This window comes from Vibrio sp. B1REV9, assembly GCF_905175395.2.
Classification (GTDB): domain Bacteria; phylum Pseudomonadota; class Gammaproteobacteria; order Enterobacterales; family Vibrionaceae; genus Vibrio; species Vibrio alfacsensis.
In genome coordinates, this window is sequence record NZ_CAJIMW020000221.1 from 283,643 (window position 1) to 301,303 (window position 17,661).

At 44.2% G+C, this 17,661-nt stretch carries 15 protein-coding genes; 4 read left to right on the forward strand and 11 right to left on the reverse strand.

The window, feature by feature from the left end; genetic code table 11:
- The first annotated feature begins 201 nt into the window (after positions 1-201).
- A complete protein-coding gene (locus KHN78_RS01760) occupies positions 202-2,091 on the forward strand; it encodes a putative nucleotidyltransferase substrate binding domain-containing protein (protein ID WP_211919525.1) in 1,890 nt (629 codons plus the stop codon).
- Between the two features lie 8 nt (positions 2,092-2,099).
- Positions 2,100-2,819 carry a 3'-5' exonuclease gene (locus KHN78_RS01765; RefSeq protein WP_211919526.1) on the forward strand — a complete coding sequence of 240 codons (720 nt, stop codon included), beginning with the start codon at positions 2,100-2,102 and terminating at the stop codon, positions 2,817-2,819.
- Positions 2,820-2,920: 101 nt separating this feature from the next.
- On the opposite strand, the gene KHN78_RS01770 is transcribed toward KHN78_RS01765, so the two are convergent.
- Positions 2,921-4,804: a methyl-accepting chemotaxis protein gene (locus KHN78_RS01770; RefSeq protein WP_211919963.1), complete on the reverse strand. Its 1,884-nt coding sequence runs from the start codon at positions 4,802-4,804 to the stop codon at positions 2,921-2,923.
- A gap of 226 nt (positions 4,805-5,030) precedes the next feature.
- Positions 5,031-6,602: a BCCT family transporter gene (locus tag KHN78_RS01775; protein ID WP_211919528.1), complete on the reverse strand. Its 1,572-nt coding sequence runs from the start codon at positions 6,600-6,602 to the stop codon at positions 5,031-5,033.
- Between the two features lie 392 nt (positions 6,603-6,994).
- Here KHN78_RS01775 and KHN78_RS01780 point away from each other — a divergent pair, with 392 nt between their 5' ends.
- A complete protein-coding gene (locus KHN78_RS01780; RefSeq protein ID WP_128811113.1) occupies positions 6,995-7,471 on the forward strand; it encodes a MarR family winged helix-turn-helix transcriptional regulator in 477 nt (158 codons plus the stop codon).
- Between the two features lie 53 nt (positions 7,472-7,524).
- Here KHN78_RS01780 and KHN78_RS01785 read toward each other — a convergent pair whose 3' ends face one another.
- From KHN78_RS01785 to KHN78_RS01810, 6 genes are all read right to left on the reverse strand, one after another.
- Complete coding sequence (locus KHN78_RS01785; protein ID WP_211919530.1) at positions 7,525-8,163, reverse strand: response regulator; 639 nt, start codon at positions 8,161-8,163, stop codon at positions 7,525-7,527.
- A complete protein-coding gene (locus KHN78_RS01790; RefSeq protein WP_211919532.1) occupies positions 8,156-9,511 on the reverse strand; it encodes a cache domain-containing protein in 1,356 nt (451 codons plus the stop codon). The genes KHN78_RS01785 and KHN78_RS01790 overlap by 8 nt, the downstream gene beginning before the upstream one ends.
- A 158-nt stretch (positions 9,512-9,669) precedes the next feature.
- Positions 9,670-10,959 carry a TRAP transporter large permease subunit gene (locus KHN78_RS01795; protein WP_211919535.1) on the reverse strand — a complete coding sequence of 430 codons (1,290 nt, stop codon included), beginning with the start codon at positions 10,957-10,959 and terminating at the stop codon, positions 9,670-9,672.
- 12 nt (positions 10,960-10,971) lie between these two features.
- Positions 10,972-11,511 carry a TRAP transporter small permease subunit gene (locus tag KHN78_RS01800; RefSeq protein ID WP_211919537.1) on the reverse strand — a complete coding sequence of 180 codons (540 nt, stop codon included), beginning with the start codon at positions 11,509-11,511 and terminating at the stop codon, positions 10,972-10,974.
- A 168-nt stretch (positions 11,512-11,679) separates the two neighbouring features.
- Positions 11,680-12,771 (reverse strand): TRAP transporter substrate-binding protein, encoded by a 1,092-nt coding sequence (locus KHN78_RS01805; protein ID WP_211919539.1) that lies wholly within the window; start codon positions 12,769-12,771, stop codon positions 11,680-11,682.
- Between the two features lie 454 nt (positions 12,772-13,225).
- Complete coding sequence (locus KHN78_RS01810; protein ID WP_211919541.1) at positions 13,226-13,630, reverse strand: MarR family transcriptional regulator; 405 nt, start codon at positions 13,628-13,630, stop codon at positions 13,226-13,228.
- A 249-nt stretch (positions 13,631-13,879) separates the two neighbouring features.
- Here KHN78_RS01810 and KHN78_RS01815 point away from each other — a divergent pair, with 249 nt between their 5' ends.
- Positions 13,880-14,548 (forward strand): DUF2982 domain-containing protein, encoded by a 669-nt coding sequence (locus KHN78_RS01815; protein ID WP_211919543.1) that lies wholly within the window; start codon positions 13,880-13,882, stop codon positions 14,546-14,548.
- A 20-nt stretch (positions 14,549-14,568) separates the two neighbouring features.
- Here KHN78_RS01815 and KHN78_RS01820 read toward each other — a convergent pair whose 3' ends face one another.
- The 3 genes from KHN78_RS01820 to KHN78_RS01830 all read right to left on the reverse strand — a co-directional run bounded on the left by KHN78_RS01820 (position 14,569) and on the right by KHN78_RS01830 (position 17,617).
- Positions 14,569-15,225, reverse strand: coding sequence for an MBL fold metallo-hydrolase (locus KHN78_RS01820; RefSeq protein ID WP_211919546.1), 657 nt, complete (start codon positions 15,223-15,225; stop codon positions 14,569-14,571).
- Positions 15,226-15,352: 127 nt separating this feature from the next.
- Positions 15,353-15,907, reverse strand: coding sequence for a YcbK family protein (locus KHN78_RS01825; protein ID WP_128811122.1), 555 nt, complete (start codon positions 15,905-15,907; stop codon positions 15,353-15,355).
- A 165-nt stretch (positions 15,908-16,072) separates the two neighbouring features.
- Positions 16,073-17,617 carry a murein L,D-transpeptidase gene (locus tag KHN78_RS01830; RefSeq protein ID WP_211919964.1) on the reverse strand — a complete coding sequence of 515 codons (1,545 nt, stop codon included), beginning with the start codon at positions 17,615-17,617 and terminating at the stop codon, positions 16,073-16,075.
- Positions 17,618-17,661: the final 44 nt, after the last annotated feature.

The following is a 17,661-nucleotide window of genomic DNA, read 5'->3' on the forward strand; positions in this document are numbered from 1 at the left end:
TAGAGCATTGCTCTTTTCATACCGTTTACATTCTATTGATTTAATTCGGCATCTTCATGACAGCGTAGCCGAATTGAGAACGATTTGCCGTGCTGCTCATCGGAATCTTATCATTCCGCACGAAAAACAGTGATCCGATAAGATTCTGTTTTAAAACTAAGTTAAGATTACCTTACCACTTGCAAACGAAAAGGCACCTTGATGGATGCAGAACTTCTCGAGATATATAACTTTCTCGCCAAGTATCCCCCGTTTAACGAGCTACCCGAAGAAACTCTCACCAAGATCACCGAAAACATAGAGATCTCTTATTACCGACAAGATACGCCAATCATTCATTTTGGCGATCAAATTAACGATCTGTATATGGTAAGAAGTGGTGTGGTCGAAGTGTATCGACGCAAAGGGGAGCTTTATAACCGACTCGATGAGGGTGACCTTTTTGGGCAAATGGGTCTACTGACAAACAATAAGGTCCGTTTCCCGGTTAAAGCGATTGAAGACTCCCTACTCTACTGTATTCCTCAAGATATTTTCCAAGAGCTGTATGATAACTTCGACAGTTTCGCTGACTTTGTTGAAGTTGAAAACAGTGCTCGCTTACGACAGGCAGTCTCGGAAAACAGCGATGCTAATGACCTCACAACCTCAAAAGTGAAAACCCTCCTCACGCGCGAAGCTCCAACCATCGCTAGAAATCAAACGATTCAAGCAGCTGCCCAGTTAATGGCTCAGGAAAACGTATCGTCATTATTGATTGTCGACCCGGATTTCACTCTTGATGAAGACGATCCACAATCTCCTGTCGTTGGCATCATTACCGACCGTGATTTATGTACGCGAGTGTTAGCCGAGGGCTTGTCACCACAAGATGATGTAGCGACGGTCATGACAACGGAAGTGATATCACTCGACCACAATGCTTATGTGTATGAAGCCATGCTGACGATGCTTCGCTACAACGTACACCACCTGCCTGTCGTCAAAGATCAGATGCCGATTGGCATCATTGAAGCAACGGATATTGTTCGCTATGAATCGCAGAACTCTCTGTTGTTAGTGAGCAGTATCTTCCAACAGCAAACTATCGAAGATCTTGCCATTGTTGCCGAAGAAGTAAAAAGCAGTTTTGTTCGCTTAGTCAATGAAGATGCGAATTCACACATGGTTGGTAGCGCGATGTCTGTTATCGGTCGCAGCTTTAAACAACGCCTACTTGAAATAGCTGAAGAAGAGTTGGGCCCAGCACCCGTTCCGTATTGTTTCTTAGCGCTCGGCTCCATGGGCCGTGATGAGCAATTATTGGTCACAGACCAAGACAACGCGATCATTCTTGATGACAGTTATGATGAAGCGCAACACGGCAAGTATTTTGAAACACTGGCACAATTTGTCAGTGACGGCCTAAACGTTTGTGGTTACAAATACTGTACAGGCGACATTATGGCAACCAATCCTCTTTGGCGTATGACGCGTTCTCAATGGGAAGAGTGCTTTGCCGATTGGATTGATGATCCAAACCCAAAAGCGCTACTCAACGCTTCTATTTTCTTCGACTTAGATGGTGTTTATGGTCGCTTGAAATGGGCAGAGCAATTGACCAGCTTCATCGTCAGACGGGCTCGAAAAAACAACCGATTCTTAGCCTGCTTAGCACGCAACGCATTAAACCGAACACCTCCTTTAGGGTTCTTTAAAGATTTCGTAATGGAGAAAGATGGCCAACATAAAAACTCGATTAACCTGAAACGTCGCGGCACCGCACCGTTAGTTGATCTTATTCGTGTTCATGCTTTAGCCGTCGGATCACGCGCACAAAATTCTTTTGAGCGTCTTGATGACATTATTGATGCCGGCATCCTACCTAAAGGACGAGCTCAGGACTTAAAAGATGCCCTAGAGTTTATTTCTATGGTTCGAATTCGCCACCAAGCGGTCGACGTTGAGCTAGGTATGGATCCTGATAACAATATCGAGCCAGAAAATTTGTCTGATTTTGAACGTCGTAACCTAAAAGATGCATTCCAAATTTTGAGTAATGGTCAGAACTTCCTCAAGTTCCGTTACCAAGCGAGCAATAGCTTCAAGTGAGGTACGTGATGATTAAGAAGTTATTTCAAAAACCGACCATTCAATGGCCAACTAAGTTTAAGCATAAACAAGAGCGGGCAACGGATGAGCGGCTCATTGCGTTTTATGGCCATGATCTGCCCGATGCAAACACGCCAATCTCTGAGGTTGAGTTTGTTGCAATGGACTTCGAAACCACTGGGCTAGATCCTCATAAAAACGGCATTATCACCATAGGGTTAGTGCCCTTTAATCTCAATCGAATTTTTTTACGCCAATCCAAGCATTGGAAAGTAAGACCGCAAGAAAAGCTGGCTGAAGATTCTGTCATCATTCACGGTATTACTCATAGTGATCTGATTGATGCGCCTGATCTCAATGAAATTCTCAGTGATATTTTGGCTAGCCTGAGCGGAAAAATTGTCGTGGTGCACTATCGAAGAATTGAACGTGAGTTCCTCGACCACGCGCTTCGTAGCCGTATCGACGAGGGTATCGAGTTCCCCGTACTGGACACATTAGAGATTGAAGCGAATATTCAGCAAAAACTTCATGGTGGCATCTGGAACAAAGTTAAAGGGAAAAAGCCAGAGTCACTACGCTTAGCCCAATCTCGTCGACGATATGGCCTACCAGACTATACGCCTCATCACGCGCTAACCGATGCCATTGCAACAGCTGAATTATTGCAGGCTCAAATCGCTCACCACTATCAGCCAGATCACCCCATCGGCGACTTCTGGCTTTAATACCAATGTAAAAAGGTAAAAAAGGAGCCAATCATTGGCTCCTTTTCATTTTAGGTCTTTACCATTCTAGCGAACTAGCATACTAAAATGGTCGTCCGTCACTACAGCTTAAAGCGGTTGATCTCTTGCTCTAGTTCACGAGACAAGGTTGATAAATATGACGCTTGGTCTGCAGCTTGCTGCGCTTCTACCGCAAGTTCATTTGATACATCGCGGATACCCTCGGTATTACGTGTAATTTCCGTCGTTACCGATGCTTGCTCTTCTGCCGCTGATGCGATTTGCGTTGCCATATCACTGATTCGCTCTACTGCGGTGTGGATCTGAGTAAGGCTCACTGCCGCTGCATTGGCGTCATCAACACTGGTATCCGCCAAACGACGACCATCATCCATGATACCAACAGCTTTAGCCGTAGTGCCTTGCAACATTTCAATGGTTTCTTGGATTTCTTTCGTTGATGCATGAGTCCGCTGACTAAGCACTCGAACTTCATCTGCAACGACCGCAAAACCACGACCTTGCTCACCCGCGCGAGCCGCTTCTATCGCCGCATTTAGCGCCAATAAGTTGGTTTGCTCTGCAATGCCCTGAATCGTTGATAAGATTGCATTGATGCTGTTTCCATGCGCTTCAAGCTCTTGAATGACATTCGTCGCAACCTGCACTTCATGAGCGAGGCTTTGAATGGACGTTTGTGTTTGCGTAACTTGCTCAGAACCATGAACACAGGCTTGTACCGCTTCTTCAGAATTGTTTGCGGTATTATCAGCATTGCCCGCAATTTCTTGTGTTGCCGCTGCCATTTCATTCACAGCCGTCGCAACCATGTTAATTTCATCTTGTTGGTAAGAAATGCGTTGGCTACGTTCTTGAGCTTGTTGTGCCGTGGTTCGCGCTTGCTCTGATAGTGCTGATGATACATCACTTAACTTGACAACCATGGTATGCATGTTACCCACAAAGCGGTTAAAGTTCTCAGCAAGCTTACCGACTTCATCGTCACTACGAGGTTCTAGTCGTTGAGTTAAGTCACCCTCGCCCGAAGCAATTTCTTCAAGAGCTTTCGATACTCGTCCAAGGTCGCGGAATAAGAACCCGACAAGCCAAGAAACGGCGATAATTACGGCGATAGTGATCAAGACCGCTGTGATGATCATTTCACTTAAAAGCTGCGAATGCCCTGCTTCTTCTGTTGCACGATCCATTTCAATCGCAAACATCCAGTGCGTTCCCGGCACTTTACTGAAATAGAATAGCTTTTCTTGACCTGCAATCGTTGCGGTTTCAATGGTACCAGTGTTGGCTGCACGCTCTATGGATTCTTTGGAAAGTTCGTTAGAAAGGTTAGTGATTGGTTTAAGCGTTAAGCTTTTATTTGGATGAGCGAGGAAAGTGCCAGTATTCATATCAATCAACATGGCATATGCATTTTGACCAGCATTAAGACTGATGACATCCTCTATTAATTGATCAATCAATACGTCTGCACCAACAACACCAATAAAGCGGCCATTTTTCATGACTGGCTCTGCAATCGTCACGAGCAGTGCATTGGTGATGGCGTCTTGATAGGCTTCAGTAATAATCTGCTTACCGGCAGCATTCGCTTCTTTGTACCAAAGGCGAGTACGCGGATCGTAATCAGCACGATTTCGCTCAGGGTGAGAACGGTACATGTCCCCCTCTGGCGTACCAAGGAAGATATCGTCAAAGCCCCCTGCTTTACGTGCTTGTTGTAAAAAAGGCACAACATCACGCTCTGTTGAGTAATCATTGAAAGCTGTTGCGATATCTTTACGAATGGCAACCCAATCAGCGATCCCCTCTGAAGCCGAATTACTTAGGCTCTGTGCGCGTGAATAGACACCTGAACGAGTCTGATCAAATAATTGACCAGCCGACAACCAGGTTAATGCTGTCGCCATAACGACAACAGCGGATAGGCTTGCGCCAATTAGTTTTTGTTTTAGCGTTAGTTTCATCATTATTATAGAAGTTGGGAGAACAGTTAAGGCGAGCAAATATTACACATTTTTACACAACTAATCACGTTCTTTTATTTATAAAATTGAAATAATAAACCTTTGTTAAATAAAGATTTAATGCGTCATTTTTTTGTCTATCGTCATAAAAATCACAAAAAAAAGCCAGCATAAACACTGACTTTTTAAGTTACTAATATATAAGCAATTTTTATAAAATTGGCCCTTATTGACGCTCAGTTCGCATACCCATCACCAAACTCACGCACATAGCAAGTAAGACAAAGGTAAATGGTAAGGCAGTCGAAATCGCCCCTGCTTGAAGTGCTTGAACCGCTTCCGAGCCACCGATCCAGAGTAGCGCAACAGCAATTGCCCCCTCCATAAACGCCCAAAATACACGTTGAAGTACGGGAGCATCGACTTTACCACCAGCTGTGATGCTATCAATCACCAACGATCCTGAGTCTGAAGAGGTAATGAAAAATACCAATACCAGTACAACGGCAATAATCGAAAGTATGTTACCAAACGGCAAAACATCAAACATTTGGAACATAGCAAGTGACACGTCAGTCAGGCCATTCGCGCCTAAATCACCGACATTGTTGATCACTTGGTCGATTGCTAGACCACCGAAGACCGACATCCAAATGAGTGTTACTGCAGTTGGGACAATCAGAACAGCAGTAATGAACTCACGGACCGTACGACCGCGTGATACTCGTGCGATAAACATACCCACAAATGGTGACCATGAGATCCACCAAGCCCAGTAGAATACCGTCCAACCTTGGAACCAAGCTTCGTCAGTGCGACCAAATGGGTTACTCAATGGCACTAAATTTTCCACATATGCCATCAAAGTGGTTGGAATTGAGCCTAAACTTACTGCCCAACCAATCAAACCAACCAGAATAAGCAACAAAAAGGCGATAATCATGTTGATATTACTGATGACTTTTACACCGCCATCAATACCACGGATAACCGAAACGACCGCTAACAAGGTGACAACAGTGATAACGACAATTTGCAACCCGAGCCCAGGCTCAACACCAAACACATGGTGGATACCACTCGCCGCTTGTTGCGCCCCCAAACCTAAGGAAGTCGCTAAACCAAATAAAGTAGCCAGTACAGCAAGGATATCAACAATGTGACCAGCCCAACCCCATGCACGATCGCCCAATAGCGGGTAGAAAATCGAACGCATGGAAAGCGGCAAACCCTTATTGTAAGTGAAGAATGCAAGTGACAGTGCCACAACACCGTAGATTGCCCAAGGGTGTAAACCCCAGTGGAACATGGTCGCGCCAAGTGCAAGCCTTGCGGCCTCCGGAGTGTTCGCTTCAACGCCTAATGGTGTCTCATACCAACCAGTGAAATACGCCACCGGTTCTGCCACACTCCAAAACATCAGGCCAATACCCATGCCAGCGGCAAACAACATGGCCAGCCATGACATGAATGAATAATCCGCCACAGCATCTTTACCACCAAGGCGAATCTTACCCATTGGTGAAACGATAAGGCCTAAACAGAAGATAACGAAAATGTTACCTGAGATGATGAACAGCCAGTCAAAAGAACTGATGATTTTCAGCTTAATGCCATCCAGTGCGGTTTTTGCGGTATGCGCATCTAGAACTAATGCAGCGACAAGAAAAAGTGCGATGAAACCAGCGCTAATACCAAACACTGGGTTATGTACGTCAAAGCCCCATTTCTGGACATTATCTTGACCAACCGTATAGTCGGTACTATCGATACTGTACTTATCTATACCTTTTGTCATTGTTCCTCTCTTTTGTGCTTTCTTAATTTGATAAAAACATCAAAAATAATTTGAGCACGATACATTTAACTTTCCAGAAAGTCGCAAATCCTACCATTTGAGGTTTTTTTGTCTATCACTTGCTGATAAAAAATCCAATTAACCTGTTTTAAATCAGTAGAACCCATCTAAAGTAGCAAACTTACCCATTATCCTGTTTAGACTACGAATATTTATTACTATAATTATTTTAGGAGATCTTCTATCACTTGCATAAATCCGCGTGACAAAACGCTCTCAATGCTATGAATTGCAAAATTGCTGATGCCCAGCATCACTAAGCCCTTTTAAAAACAGTGCTTTTGAGTTAGTGTCACCTCGTAATATGCTTCCTAAACGACTGGATGAAAAAATTGGAAAAGTACGAAGAAGTTTTGGTCTCGATTCGTCAGATCATCCGAGCGATCGACCTACATTCTAAAAAGCTAAGTAAAGAGTCTGGGTTGACTGCTCCTCAGCTGATCCTAATGCGCGCTATCAGCGAGTTAGATAACGTCACCATTAAACAGCTGTCGAGCCATACCAACATGAGCCAAGCAACGGCAACCACAATATTGGACCGCTTAGAGCGTAATAAATATGTGGAGCGTCGCCGTAGTGTGGAAGACAAACGAAAAGTGCATGCTGTACTTACGGAACAAGGCATCGCCGTACTCGAGCAAGCACCGACCCCACTTCAAGAGCACTTTATTAGTCGTTTTCAAAAACTTGAAGAGTGGGAACAAAGTCTGCTGCTTTCTTCAGTCCAACGCATTTCTACGATGATGAATGCTGAAGATATCGACGTTGCTCCAATGCTAGAGTTGGGCAGCATCACTAAACCAGAATAAACTTCTTCATGAGCGCTCATTGTCTAAAATAAACCGACTATGTGCGCTCGCCTTTAATCCGTTAAACCTGTTTCAAATGCGTATTTGGCCAGTTCAGCTGTCGAGTGTAAATCCAGCTTATGCTTTATATTGTGTCGGTGGGTTTCTACCGTTCGATAGCTTATATCAAGTAAAGTGGCAATCTTTTTGCTGCTATTCCCTTGGGCGACCAATTTGAGTACCGCCTCTTCGCGACGGCTTAATGGATTTGGTTTTTGTGCCACAGGTATCACATCTTGAGTGAACAATGTTTGAGTAACCGACTCGCAAAAATACGTTGAACCCTGATTGACTGTTTTAATCGCCTGAACCATCTTTTCTGCTGAAATTTCTTTCAACATGTAGCCAACGGCTCCCGCCTGCATCACTTTCATGATGTATTCCCGGTTGTCATGCATCGTCAGCATCAAAGTTTTGCATTGAGGGCATTCTTCTTTGATCACCCCTGTCGCCTCGATGCCATTCATGATTGGCATGCTAATATCCATCAATACGACATCTGGGCTTAAATGCTTAACGACCTCTATCGCTTCTAACCCATTACTTGCCGTGCCAATCACATCAATATCTGGCTCTAGCTCTAAGCGAGCCATAAATCCATCTAGTACCACTTGATGATCATCGACAATCACCACACTAATTGGTTTATCCATAAACTAATCCATCTAAATCTAACAGTACGGTAATTTCCGTGCCTAAACCAGGCTCACTCATCAGCTCAAATTCACCACCAATGAACTCCACACGTTCACGCATATTCCGTAATCCTATCCCTTGTTTATGAGCAGCAGAGCTCACCATAAAACCGATACCATCATCCCGAATCAGTAATTGAAGAATGCTCCCCATTTTATTTAGTGTCATCGTTACGGTTTTAGCCTGCGCATGTTTTTCTATATTATTCAATGACTCCTGCGCCACTCGATAGAGCGTGGTAGAGACTTCCGACTTGAGTTTGGTTTGTGCGGTATCAAAATGGCTGTCAATTTCAATCCCTGAATGAGAGTGAAAATCCTGAAGTAAGGTCGTCAGCGCCGCCTCTAAGCCAATGTCGTCTAAGGCACTAGGACGTAATTGATGAGAAATATGGCGAACTTCACTGATCGCAGTCATCAAAGAGCGCTGAGATTTTTCTAGATGTGACTTTAGTTTTTGATCTTCAATTCGATGCTCCATCAACTCTAAGTGACACTTACTCGACACTAACAACTGGTTGATACCATCATGAAGCTCCCTAGCTAGGTGCTTTTTTTCGTCTTCTTGAAACATCACCGTTTTATGAGCAAGCTCTTTAAGATTCTTATCCGCCAACCGGTGTTCATGCAGGTTTATCGCCAACGTAAAGACGATGATCACCGCGACTGTGACAACCAAAATCACCACGACAGAGAAAAATGTCGTTTCTATATTCCGATTCACCGCGGCTCGCATATTAGAAACTTCTCGGCTGACATCTTCAATATATAGCCCAGTTCCGATCATCCATTGCCACTTATCAAGCCATGCCGCATAACTGAGTTTTGGTACGGTTTCTCCCGTGGACGGCTTTTGCCATAAATATTGATGGAAACCGCCACCTCGCTGAGCTTGATGCAATAGCGCCTCAATCAAGCGGTCTCCATTTTGGTCTTGGATATGGAGTAAGTTCTGTCCCGTCAAATCAGGTTGAATGGGGTGAACAAGATTAGTGCCGTATTGGTCATACGCAAAAAAGTACCCATCTGAGCCATAGCGTAGACGATTAAGAATGGCTTTAACTTGGGCTTTCGCGACACTTTCATCAAGGTGGGGATCGTTATAGATATGCGAGATGGCATCAAAAGCGAGATCGACCGTATCTTTCAGCGCGGCTTCTTTCGATTGGATGAGACTTTGATGAAAGATTTCCACTTCTCGTTGACCAAGCGTTTTAGCCTGATAGATAGAAATCCAACTGATGCTCGCGGTCACCAGTAACACTGGAATCAAAGCTAGCAAGATGAGTTTCGCTTTAAGAGGCATTTCATCCTCCATGAAAAACTGCCTATCCTTACGAATAGGCAGCTTAACAACTTGTGCTACAAGGTGGAAACTTACAGCTCACAGTTTCCTAATTTAACTCTCATACCAATCACCGCTCTAATCATCGTTACTATCACCATCAGATACGACGATTGGCATCAGCCACTACATGCCATAAAACCTGGGAAAACCAAGATCGAGGTGAGGACCGCAATCTGAATGGCAATGAATGGCATTACTCCTCTGTAAATATCTTTTGTCGTTACCCCTGCCGGAGCGACACCTTTCAAGTAAAAGAGGCTGAAACCAAATGGCGGAGTCAGGAAAGAGGTCTGTAGATTCATCGCAATTAATATCGCAAACCACGTCATGTTGATGCCCATCAACTCCGCAACGGGTGCAATAATTGGTACGATGATGAAACAGATTTCCACAAAATCAATAAAGAAGCCTAGGATCAGGATAACGAGCATCGTAATGATCAGGAATCCCCATTTCTCTCCCGGCAACTGCATCATCCACTCTTCCACTAAGTAATCGCCACCAGTGTAAGTAAAGGCCATTGAGAACGCGGTCGCACCTAATAAAATAGCAAAGACCATCGCTGTCACTTTAACTGTTTCTTTAGACGCTTCGTAGACCATCGACCAGCTAAACTGTTTGTACAGAAGTGCAAGCACTATCGCCCCTGCCCCACCTAGTGCAGCAGACTCAGTGGGTGTTGCAATGCCTGCAAAGATCGAACCCAGCACGACGACGATCAGCGCAAGAGGTGGGATGACGGCTTTCAACGCGGTGATCACTTCGTCTTTTCGGCTGATAGATTCATCACGCTCGATGGGTTGAGCCGCTTCTGGATTCAATTTAGCGTAGATAAGAATATAGATTACATACGCGCCCACCAGCATTAATCCTGGCCAAATCGCCGCTTGGAATAAATCGCCAACTGGCACACCGAGTACATCCCCAAGTAGGATTAATACGATAGAGGGTGGGATAATTTGCCCGAGTGTTCCTGACGCGCAAATAGTGCCGCATGCCAAGCCTTTATCGTAGTTGTACTTGAGCATCACTGGCAGAGAAATCAGGCCCATCGCCACAACAGACGCTCCCACAACCCCTGTAGAAGCGGCCAATAAAGCGCCCACTAATACGGTAGAAATGGCAATACCACCGCGAACACCACCGAATAGGCGTCCCATGGATTCAAGTAGCTGTTCTGCTAATCGAGTTTTTTGTAAAACCAACCCCATGAAAACAAACAGCGGTACGGCCATCAGTACCGTGTTCTCCATAATGGACTGAATACGGTATGGCATGAAAGCAAACATCTCGATGCCCTCAGCCCACACGCCAAAAATTAATGCGATGCCTCCAAAAGTAAAGGCAACAGGAAAACCAAGCAGTAACGCAAACAACGCTACAAAAAACATCACTATACCGATCATTCTGACTTCCTTTTACGACTTACCGTTGTTACCGGCATAGATGAGATGAGGGTTCACGATTTTGTTGATCGAGTGCAGTAACAATCCAACGCCACTGATCGCCATAAATAAGAATGAAAGTGGGATCATGGCCTTAATGATCCAGCGGTAAGGCAAACCACCTGGGTCACCTGATGTCTCACCCAATGCATAACTTTCTTTAGCAAAGTCGATACCAAACCAAGCAACCAAAAGGCAAAACGGAAATAGAAAAAGTAACGTGCCTATGATGTCGATAATGGACTGCGCTTTGTATGATAAACGCTCATAAAAAATGTCGACTCGTACGTGCCCACCGGACTTAATCGCATATGGGACACCAAGTAGAAATACAGCAGAGAATAAGTGCCATTCCATCTCTTGAAAGGCAATCGATACGTCGTTAAACACATAACGCATGACAACGTCATACACCACGTTCGCTAACAACAAGATAAATAGGATACTGGATAACCATCCTAGAAAGTCACCGAAGCGGTTAAAGATTCGCTCAATATAAATAAGGCTTCTCATTCCGAACTCCATGGAACATGTAGAATGGCTCCGCTATGATGCGGAGCTCTGTTATGCCCAACATCTGGACGTGTCGGGTAATAAATACTTCTCAAAGAGAAGTTTTTCTTGGGCTTCATTCGCAGGCTAATTAGGGGTATAAGCTCAACGTTAGCCTGCTTGGTGAAGTTATTGCTGAGCTTGACTGTTTAAGTAAGCTCGGTGAGAAATGTTAGACCAAGGGCGCACTTGCTCGATGTAGTTTGCTTGAGATTCTTGAATCTCTTTCGCTAACGCATCTTTCTCTGCGTGCTCTTTAAGTAGACGTTCATTTGCTTCACGCAGAGCAGAGATAACCTCTGGTGGGAAGTCTTTCACTTGTACGTCTGGATATTCTGATTGGATAGACGCCCAGTTCTTTCCACTTTCGTGCTTAGATTGTGTGTACATGTCGTACGCAGCTGTTTTCATCGCAACTTGAAGAATGGCTTTCAGATCATCAGGTAAACGGTCCCAAGCGCGTTTGTTGATTAGGAACTGTAATTCTGTGCCCGGCTCATGCCAACCTGTGTAGTAGTAAGGCGCGATCTTGTGGAAACCCATACGCAAATCTAGTGATGGACCGACCCACTCCAATGCATCAATCGTCCGACGTTCTAGTGATGTGTATAGTTCACCCGGTGCAATGTTGGTTGGTTTTGCACCTAGCTCAGCAAGAATCTCGCCCGCGAAGCCTGGAATTCGCATTTTCAAACCTTGTAGATCATCAACAGATTTGATTTCTTTTTGGAACCACCCCCCCATTTGTGTATCCGTATTACCACCAGGGAACGACAAAAGGTTATGTGGGGAATACACTTTTTCCATTAGCTCCATACCGCCACCGTAATAGAACCATGCATATTGTTCGGTTGGCAGCATACCGAAAGGCATCGAAGTAAAGTAAAGCGTGTTAGGTACTTTGCCTTTCCAGTAATAAGACGCCGAGTGACCCATGTCATACTGGCCAGATTTCACCATATCAAACACGCCCAAAGGCGCTTTATGTTTGTTTGCTGAATCAATACGAATTTGCAGGCGTCCATTCGACATTTCTTCTGCCATTTTCGCCATATTTTTGGTCGCATCACCGAAAATTGGGAAATTAGGTCCCCACGTTTCCGCCAGTTTAAGGCGATACACTTTGTCGTCAGCACTCGCAGAAGTTGTGACGAATGCCATTGCAGCAACCATTGCCGTTGCCTTGAGCACTCGCTTCAAAGATTTTTGGATAAGACTCATCGTTCACGTCCTTTGTCACCAAGGTTATTGTTGTCATCCATTTCACAAGGATTCGAGATAAAAGATGAATCATTATTGAGAGGTTAGAAATGGGCACGAACACGCACGGTATCAATAGAAAAATCTAGGAATCAGCCTTTGGTATTACGTAGTACTACGTAGGATTTATACCAATGATAGAATTTTAATCGTTTTATCAGGGTGTTAATAAAGCCCCAAAATAAAAGTCACCAGGCATATACGTACGTATGTTACTGCGCGAAAATTTACATACTATTTAAGGAAATGTGACAAATGGCAGGTTTGTGACGTTAGAATAATATCTGCTCGAACAAATGAGTGATGTGAGCATAAGCCAAGGTCCCACATATGTTTAAGTCATTGGGACGATAGGTACTGGATAAAAAAATACCCCGAACTTAGTCGAGGTATTAAGAGAGAATTACAGCGGTAATTAAACTGCTTTATAGATAACTTTGTTACCTGCCAACTGCTCTTTTTGAACTAGGTTTTCTTCAAGAAGCTTTTTAAGCGCGCCAGTAGCCCATGATGCCGCTTTTGTATCTTCTTGGCCTGCTGCTAAGCCAATGCCTTTAGGGTTGATACCCTCTGCATTTGCAACAACGATGTCTAACACTTGTTGCTGCTTAGGCGTCAGTGCAACCTCTACAACTTTTGCTGCAGCTACTTTCTTCTCAGCTACTGCTTTCTCAACAACAGCTTGTTCCGCGACAAGAGGTGCCGCTGCTTTTTCAACAACAGGCTTTGCAGCTTTTGGTGCTGCAGCTAAGTTCGCTACTGTCGCTTTAATGCGCTTTTGCAGTTTCATCTGCACTTTACGCTTATGAGCAAGTCTCATTGAATATTTCTCCAGTTCACTGCATATCAGCAGGGATGAAAATTTGAAGCGCGTTTTATACCAAAATTTAGAAGCAATTTGTAGGTTTTCGCGGTGAAACGCGATGAAAAATGCGCTCCAGGCATAGAACGTCTACTATTTAAACAGATAAATTGTGAACGGATTTATTGAATACTGGGTATAAAAACAGAGGTATTAACGCACATCAAACTTTAAGCACCCACCGTGCTCATGTTCAAGGTGACAAGTATGGAAACTCTGCATATCACGAATTCTCATTTCAAATCCGATGCACCAATCAACCGCCTGATCATGCTGTTAGTTGTGCTCATTACCTTGTTTTTGGTTTCCATTGCTCCCGGTTGGAAACAGGCCATGCTTTCTGTGGTATTGATGGCAATCATCGTTGGTTTCGCGATCATTATGATCAAAAAAAGCCAAGTAGCGTTCACCTTAACGGCTTCTCACTTCCAACAACATTTATTCAAAGGTGGCTGGGTCGTTCGTTGGAAGAATATTGACACCATCGGGATCTGCACGTACCAACAAGAAGGGTGGCATCAACCTCTCCCTTGGATTGGCATTCGACTCAAACACTATTCTCCGTATCTCAATGCCATTTGCCCTCGCATTGCGACAGAAGTGCTACTTAGCCAGCGGGCACTTTTATACTTGGGTGCAAAACAAAGTCACTGTGAGACGAAATTCGAAGATATGGTGCTTGATCCTGCCCCTTATATCAGTAAAGAGGGCATTCACTACGACGGTTTGCAAGCGATGCTCGCCAATCGAATGAAATATCAAAGAAAGTTCTACGGCTATGATGTGTTTATCTCAGCCAGTGACTTAGATAGAGACGCAGAGGAGTTTGTAGGATTGGCTCGACGATACTTAGCGGCCGCCGAGCCAGATATTTGATTTATTAGATCTATGACTTATCAGTACAGTGGCATTTCGTCAGCAACGAATGGGTTTGTTTTGCGCTCGTGACCAAAAGTAGATTGTGGGCCATGACCTGGTACAAACGTGACATCGTTACCGAGAGGCCATAATTTCTCTTTTATCGAGCTGATAAGCGTGTTGAAATCTCCCTGAGGGAAATCAGTACGACCAACGCTACCGTTAAATAATACATCGCCCACAAACGCAAGACGCGCCTCTTCACTGTATAGCACAACGTGACCCGGAGTATGACCTGGCGTGTGGATCACATTGAGTGTTTGATTACCAAAGGTGACAGTGTCACTATCATTTAGCCATTGGTGTGGTTCAAACGCCTCAGTTAGCGGAAAACCAAACATTTGGCTTTGTCCCTCTAACCCCTGCAACCAGAAGTTATCTGCTTTATGCGGGCCCACAATTTCAGTGCCGCCTAGCAATGCAGACAATGGCTCTGTGCCACCTACGTGATCAAGGTGACCATGAGTGAGGACAAGATTTACCACGTCTACGCCCAACTCTTTAATGAGCATCGCAAGCTGCTTTTCGTCACCGCCCGGATCAATCACGATGCCTTTCATGGTTTCATCACACCAGACGATAGAACAGTTTTGAGAGAAAGATGTTACTGGAACAACTTGATACTTCAGAGCCATAGATAACCTATACCGAATTAATTTGCATAAAAACTGCCGCAACTATGACACTAAGCCCAAATGACTTCAAGCTTTGTACCAAGGGGACTGTCCGGGACTCAATAACAGCATTTCAAGCGCTTACTCATCAACCACGCCAAGAACGGACGGCGCCCGTATCAATATGGACAAAATTGCTGTTTGGGTAATAACCTACACCGCCCGCTTTAAGGTTTAGTGCAGCTTCACGAACCGTCGACAACTTTACGCCATCCAAACGAAAGTCGATTGCCCTACCCTCCATATGCATACTCTTTTTCGCTACGCCAGATGAACCATTGCGTAAAGACGCATTGGTTTTTGGCGAACGATAACCGGAGATCACAATCACTTCAGCTTGCGTACCAATTAACTTTTGGATTTGGCTTATTTGATCAAACAAACGTCGGTCCATAGGATGCACTTCATTACGACGGTGGTCTCGACAGAAACGATCTAGCCGTTTCAATTCTTCATCGACGTATGCCTTACCATCGAAATAGCAAGACTCCATTAGTTCACCTGTGTTTAGATTGTTCATGGCGAGCACACGAGGTGCATGAGGCAAAGATGCCCAAGCCATTGTTGGCATCGCGGATGCAACAACGACACCACCAGCACTCATTTTGAGAAAATCTCGACGGGAAAATTGACGACTGACCATTTACAACATACTGCTCAATAACTAAACGAAAAACGGACATTACCGAAAGCGATGTAACACGTCAAACGTATAAATCGTGCTTGCTTGTCGCGTTTTGGCTTGTTTTTTCGTTTAATTATTGAACAGAAAAAGAATTTTCTAAATTGTAAATTTTATTAAATAACCTCAACCTTGGTGGTCATATTGATAAATATCGTCACGATAATACAACGTCCCTTCCTCAAGCCACGCCGTTTGATAAATAATATGTACCGGAATACGCTCGCTCAGTGGGACTGAAGTATTAGAACGGTAAGCATTCTGACGCTTTTTCTCAAAACGCTCTTCAAGACCTTGAGTTTTAAATAACAATTCAGCCAATTGATCCGCATTTTCAACACGGACACAACCCGAGCTAAAAGCACGACGATCTTTTTCGAATAACCCTTTACTTGGCGTATCATGCAGATAAATAGCCTTAGGGTTTGGCATATTGAATTTGTACAAACCTAACGCATTATTTGAGCCTGATGATTGTCTCATTCGATAAGGAAAGCTGCGTGGATTCACCGTCGCCCAGTTGATGGTAGTAGGGTCAATGATCTCCCTTGATGTCCACGAACGGATGATCTGGATATTATTTTGCACCAGATACATTGGATTTCGCTTCACTTTCGGGATGATGTCTTTCACCATGATTTTCCATGGTACATTCCATGTCGGGTTAAGAATGACGGAGTCTAGGTTTCCAGTCATGATGGGTGTTTTTCGAGTGGCTCTACCTACCACCACTTTTGACTCAAACAGCGGCTGCCCATCATGCCAATAGGTGACTTGGTAACCCGGTACATTAACAAAGACAACGTTATCTCGTTCTTTTGACCAAATTCTTGAACGCTCGGCATTAAGTGCTAATAAATGCAAACGTTGATTCGGTGAGACATTTATCCAACGCAGAGTATTTGGGCCAATCACTCCATCTTGCTTTAAACCATGGATACGCTGAAACTCAATAATCGCCAGTTCTAGATTCTCATCATAGGTTGGAGTCTCTGGGTCAAGATAACTCACATCCAAGCCAACAACAGCCAATCTATCCAACAATACAGCCTTATCGTTAAGCGCATCGCCAACTCGAAGTAAGCCTTGCTGTTGGTATAAGGGATAAAGCGCCTTAGCATGTTCAGCCAAAGAGGCATAAGTCATCTGAAAAGCATCATCTTTTTGAAGGGGCGAACGTAAATCAACCAACAAAGCGCCGAGCTTTCCAACTAATATCTCATTACTCAATTTTGATAACGTTTCGACGTTGGGAGCAGGAAATTTTACGTGCATTTTGTCCGCGAAAAGCCAATTAATGCCCTCAGAGGGGACTTGCTCAAGGTAACTCAAATACATGAGCAGAGAATCGGTCATCACAAGATCAAAATCGAGCTTATCACCTCGCAGACGTACACTTTCTATGCGAAGTAATTGATCATTGAACTCTTGACTCACATCCGCCAAAGACACCAACTTCATTTGCAGAAGTAACGCTTCAACGTCTTGTGCGTTTTCCCAATTCAAACGGTAATTTGTGGTTTGATACAATTGCTCTAAGACATCTGGATAGTGAATCATTTTTTCGATCGACAACTGCTCAACGGCCCCTGCTTGATCGGTCTGTGCTGAAGCCTCCGAAGAAACGACGGTGGAAAAACTGTAAAATGGCACACTAAGTGCGGCTATAATGAGAACTCTTGCGATCACTGATACAACCCTTGCCCTACTTATTA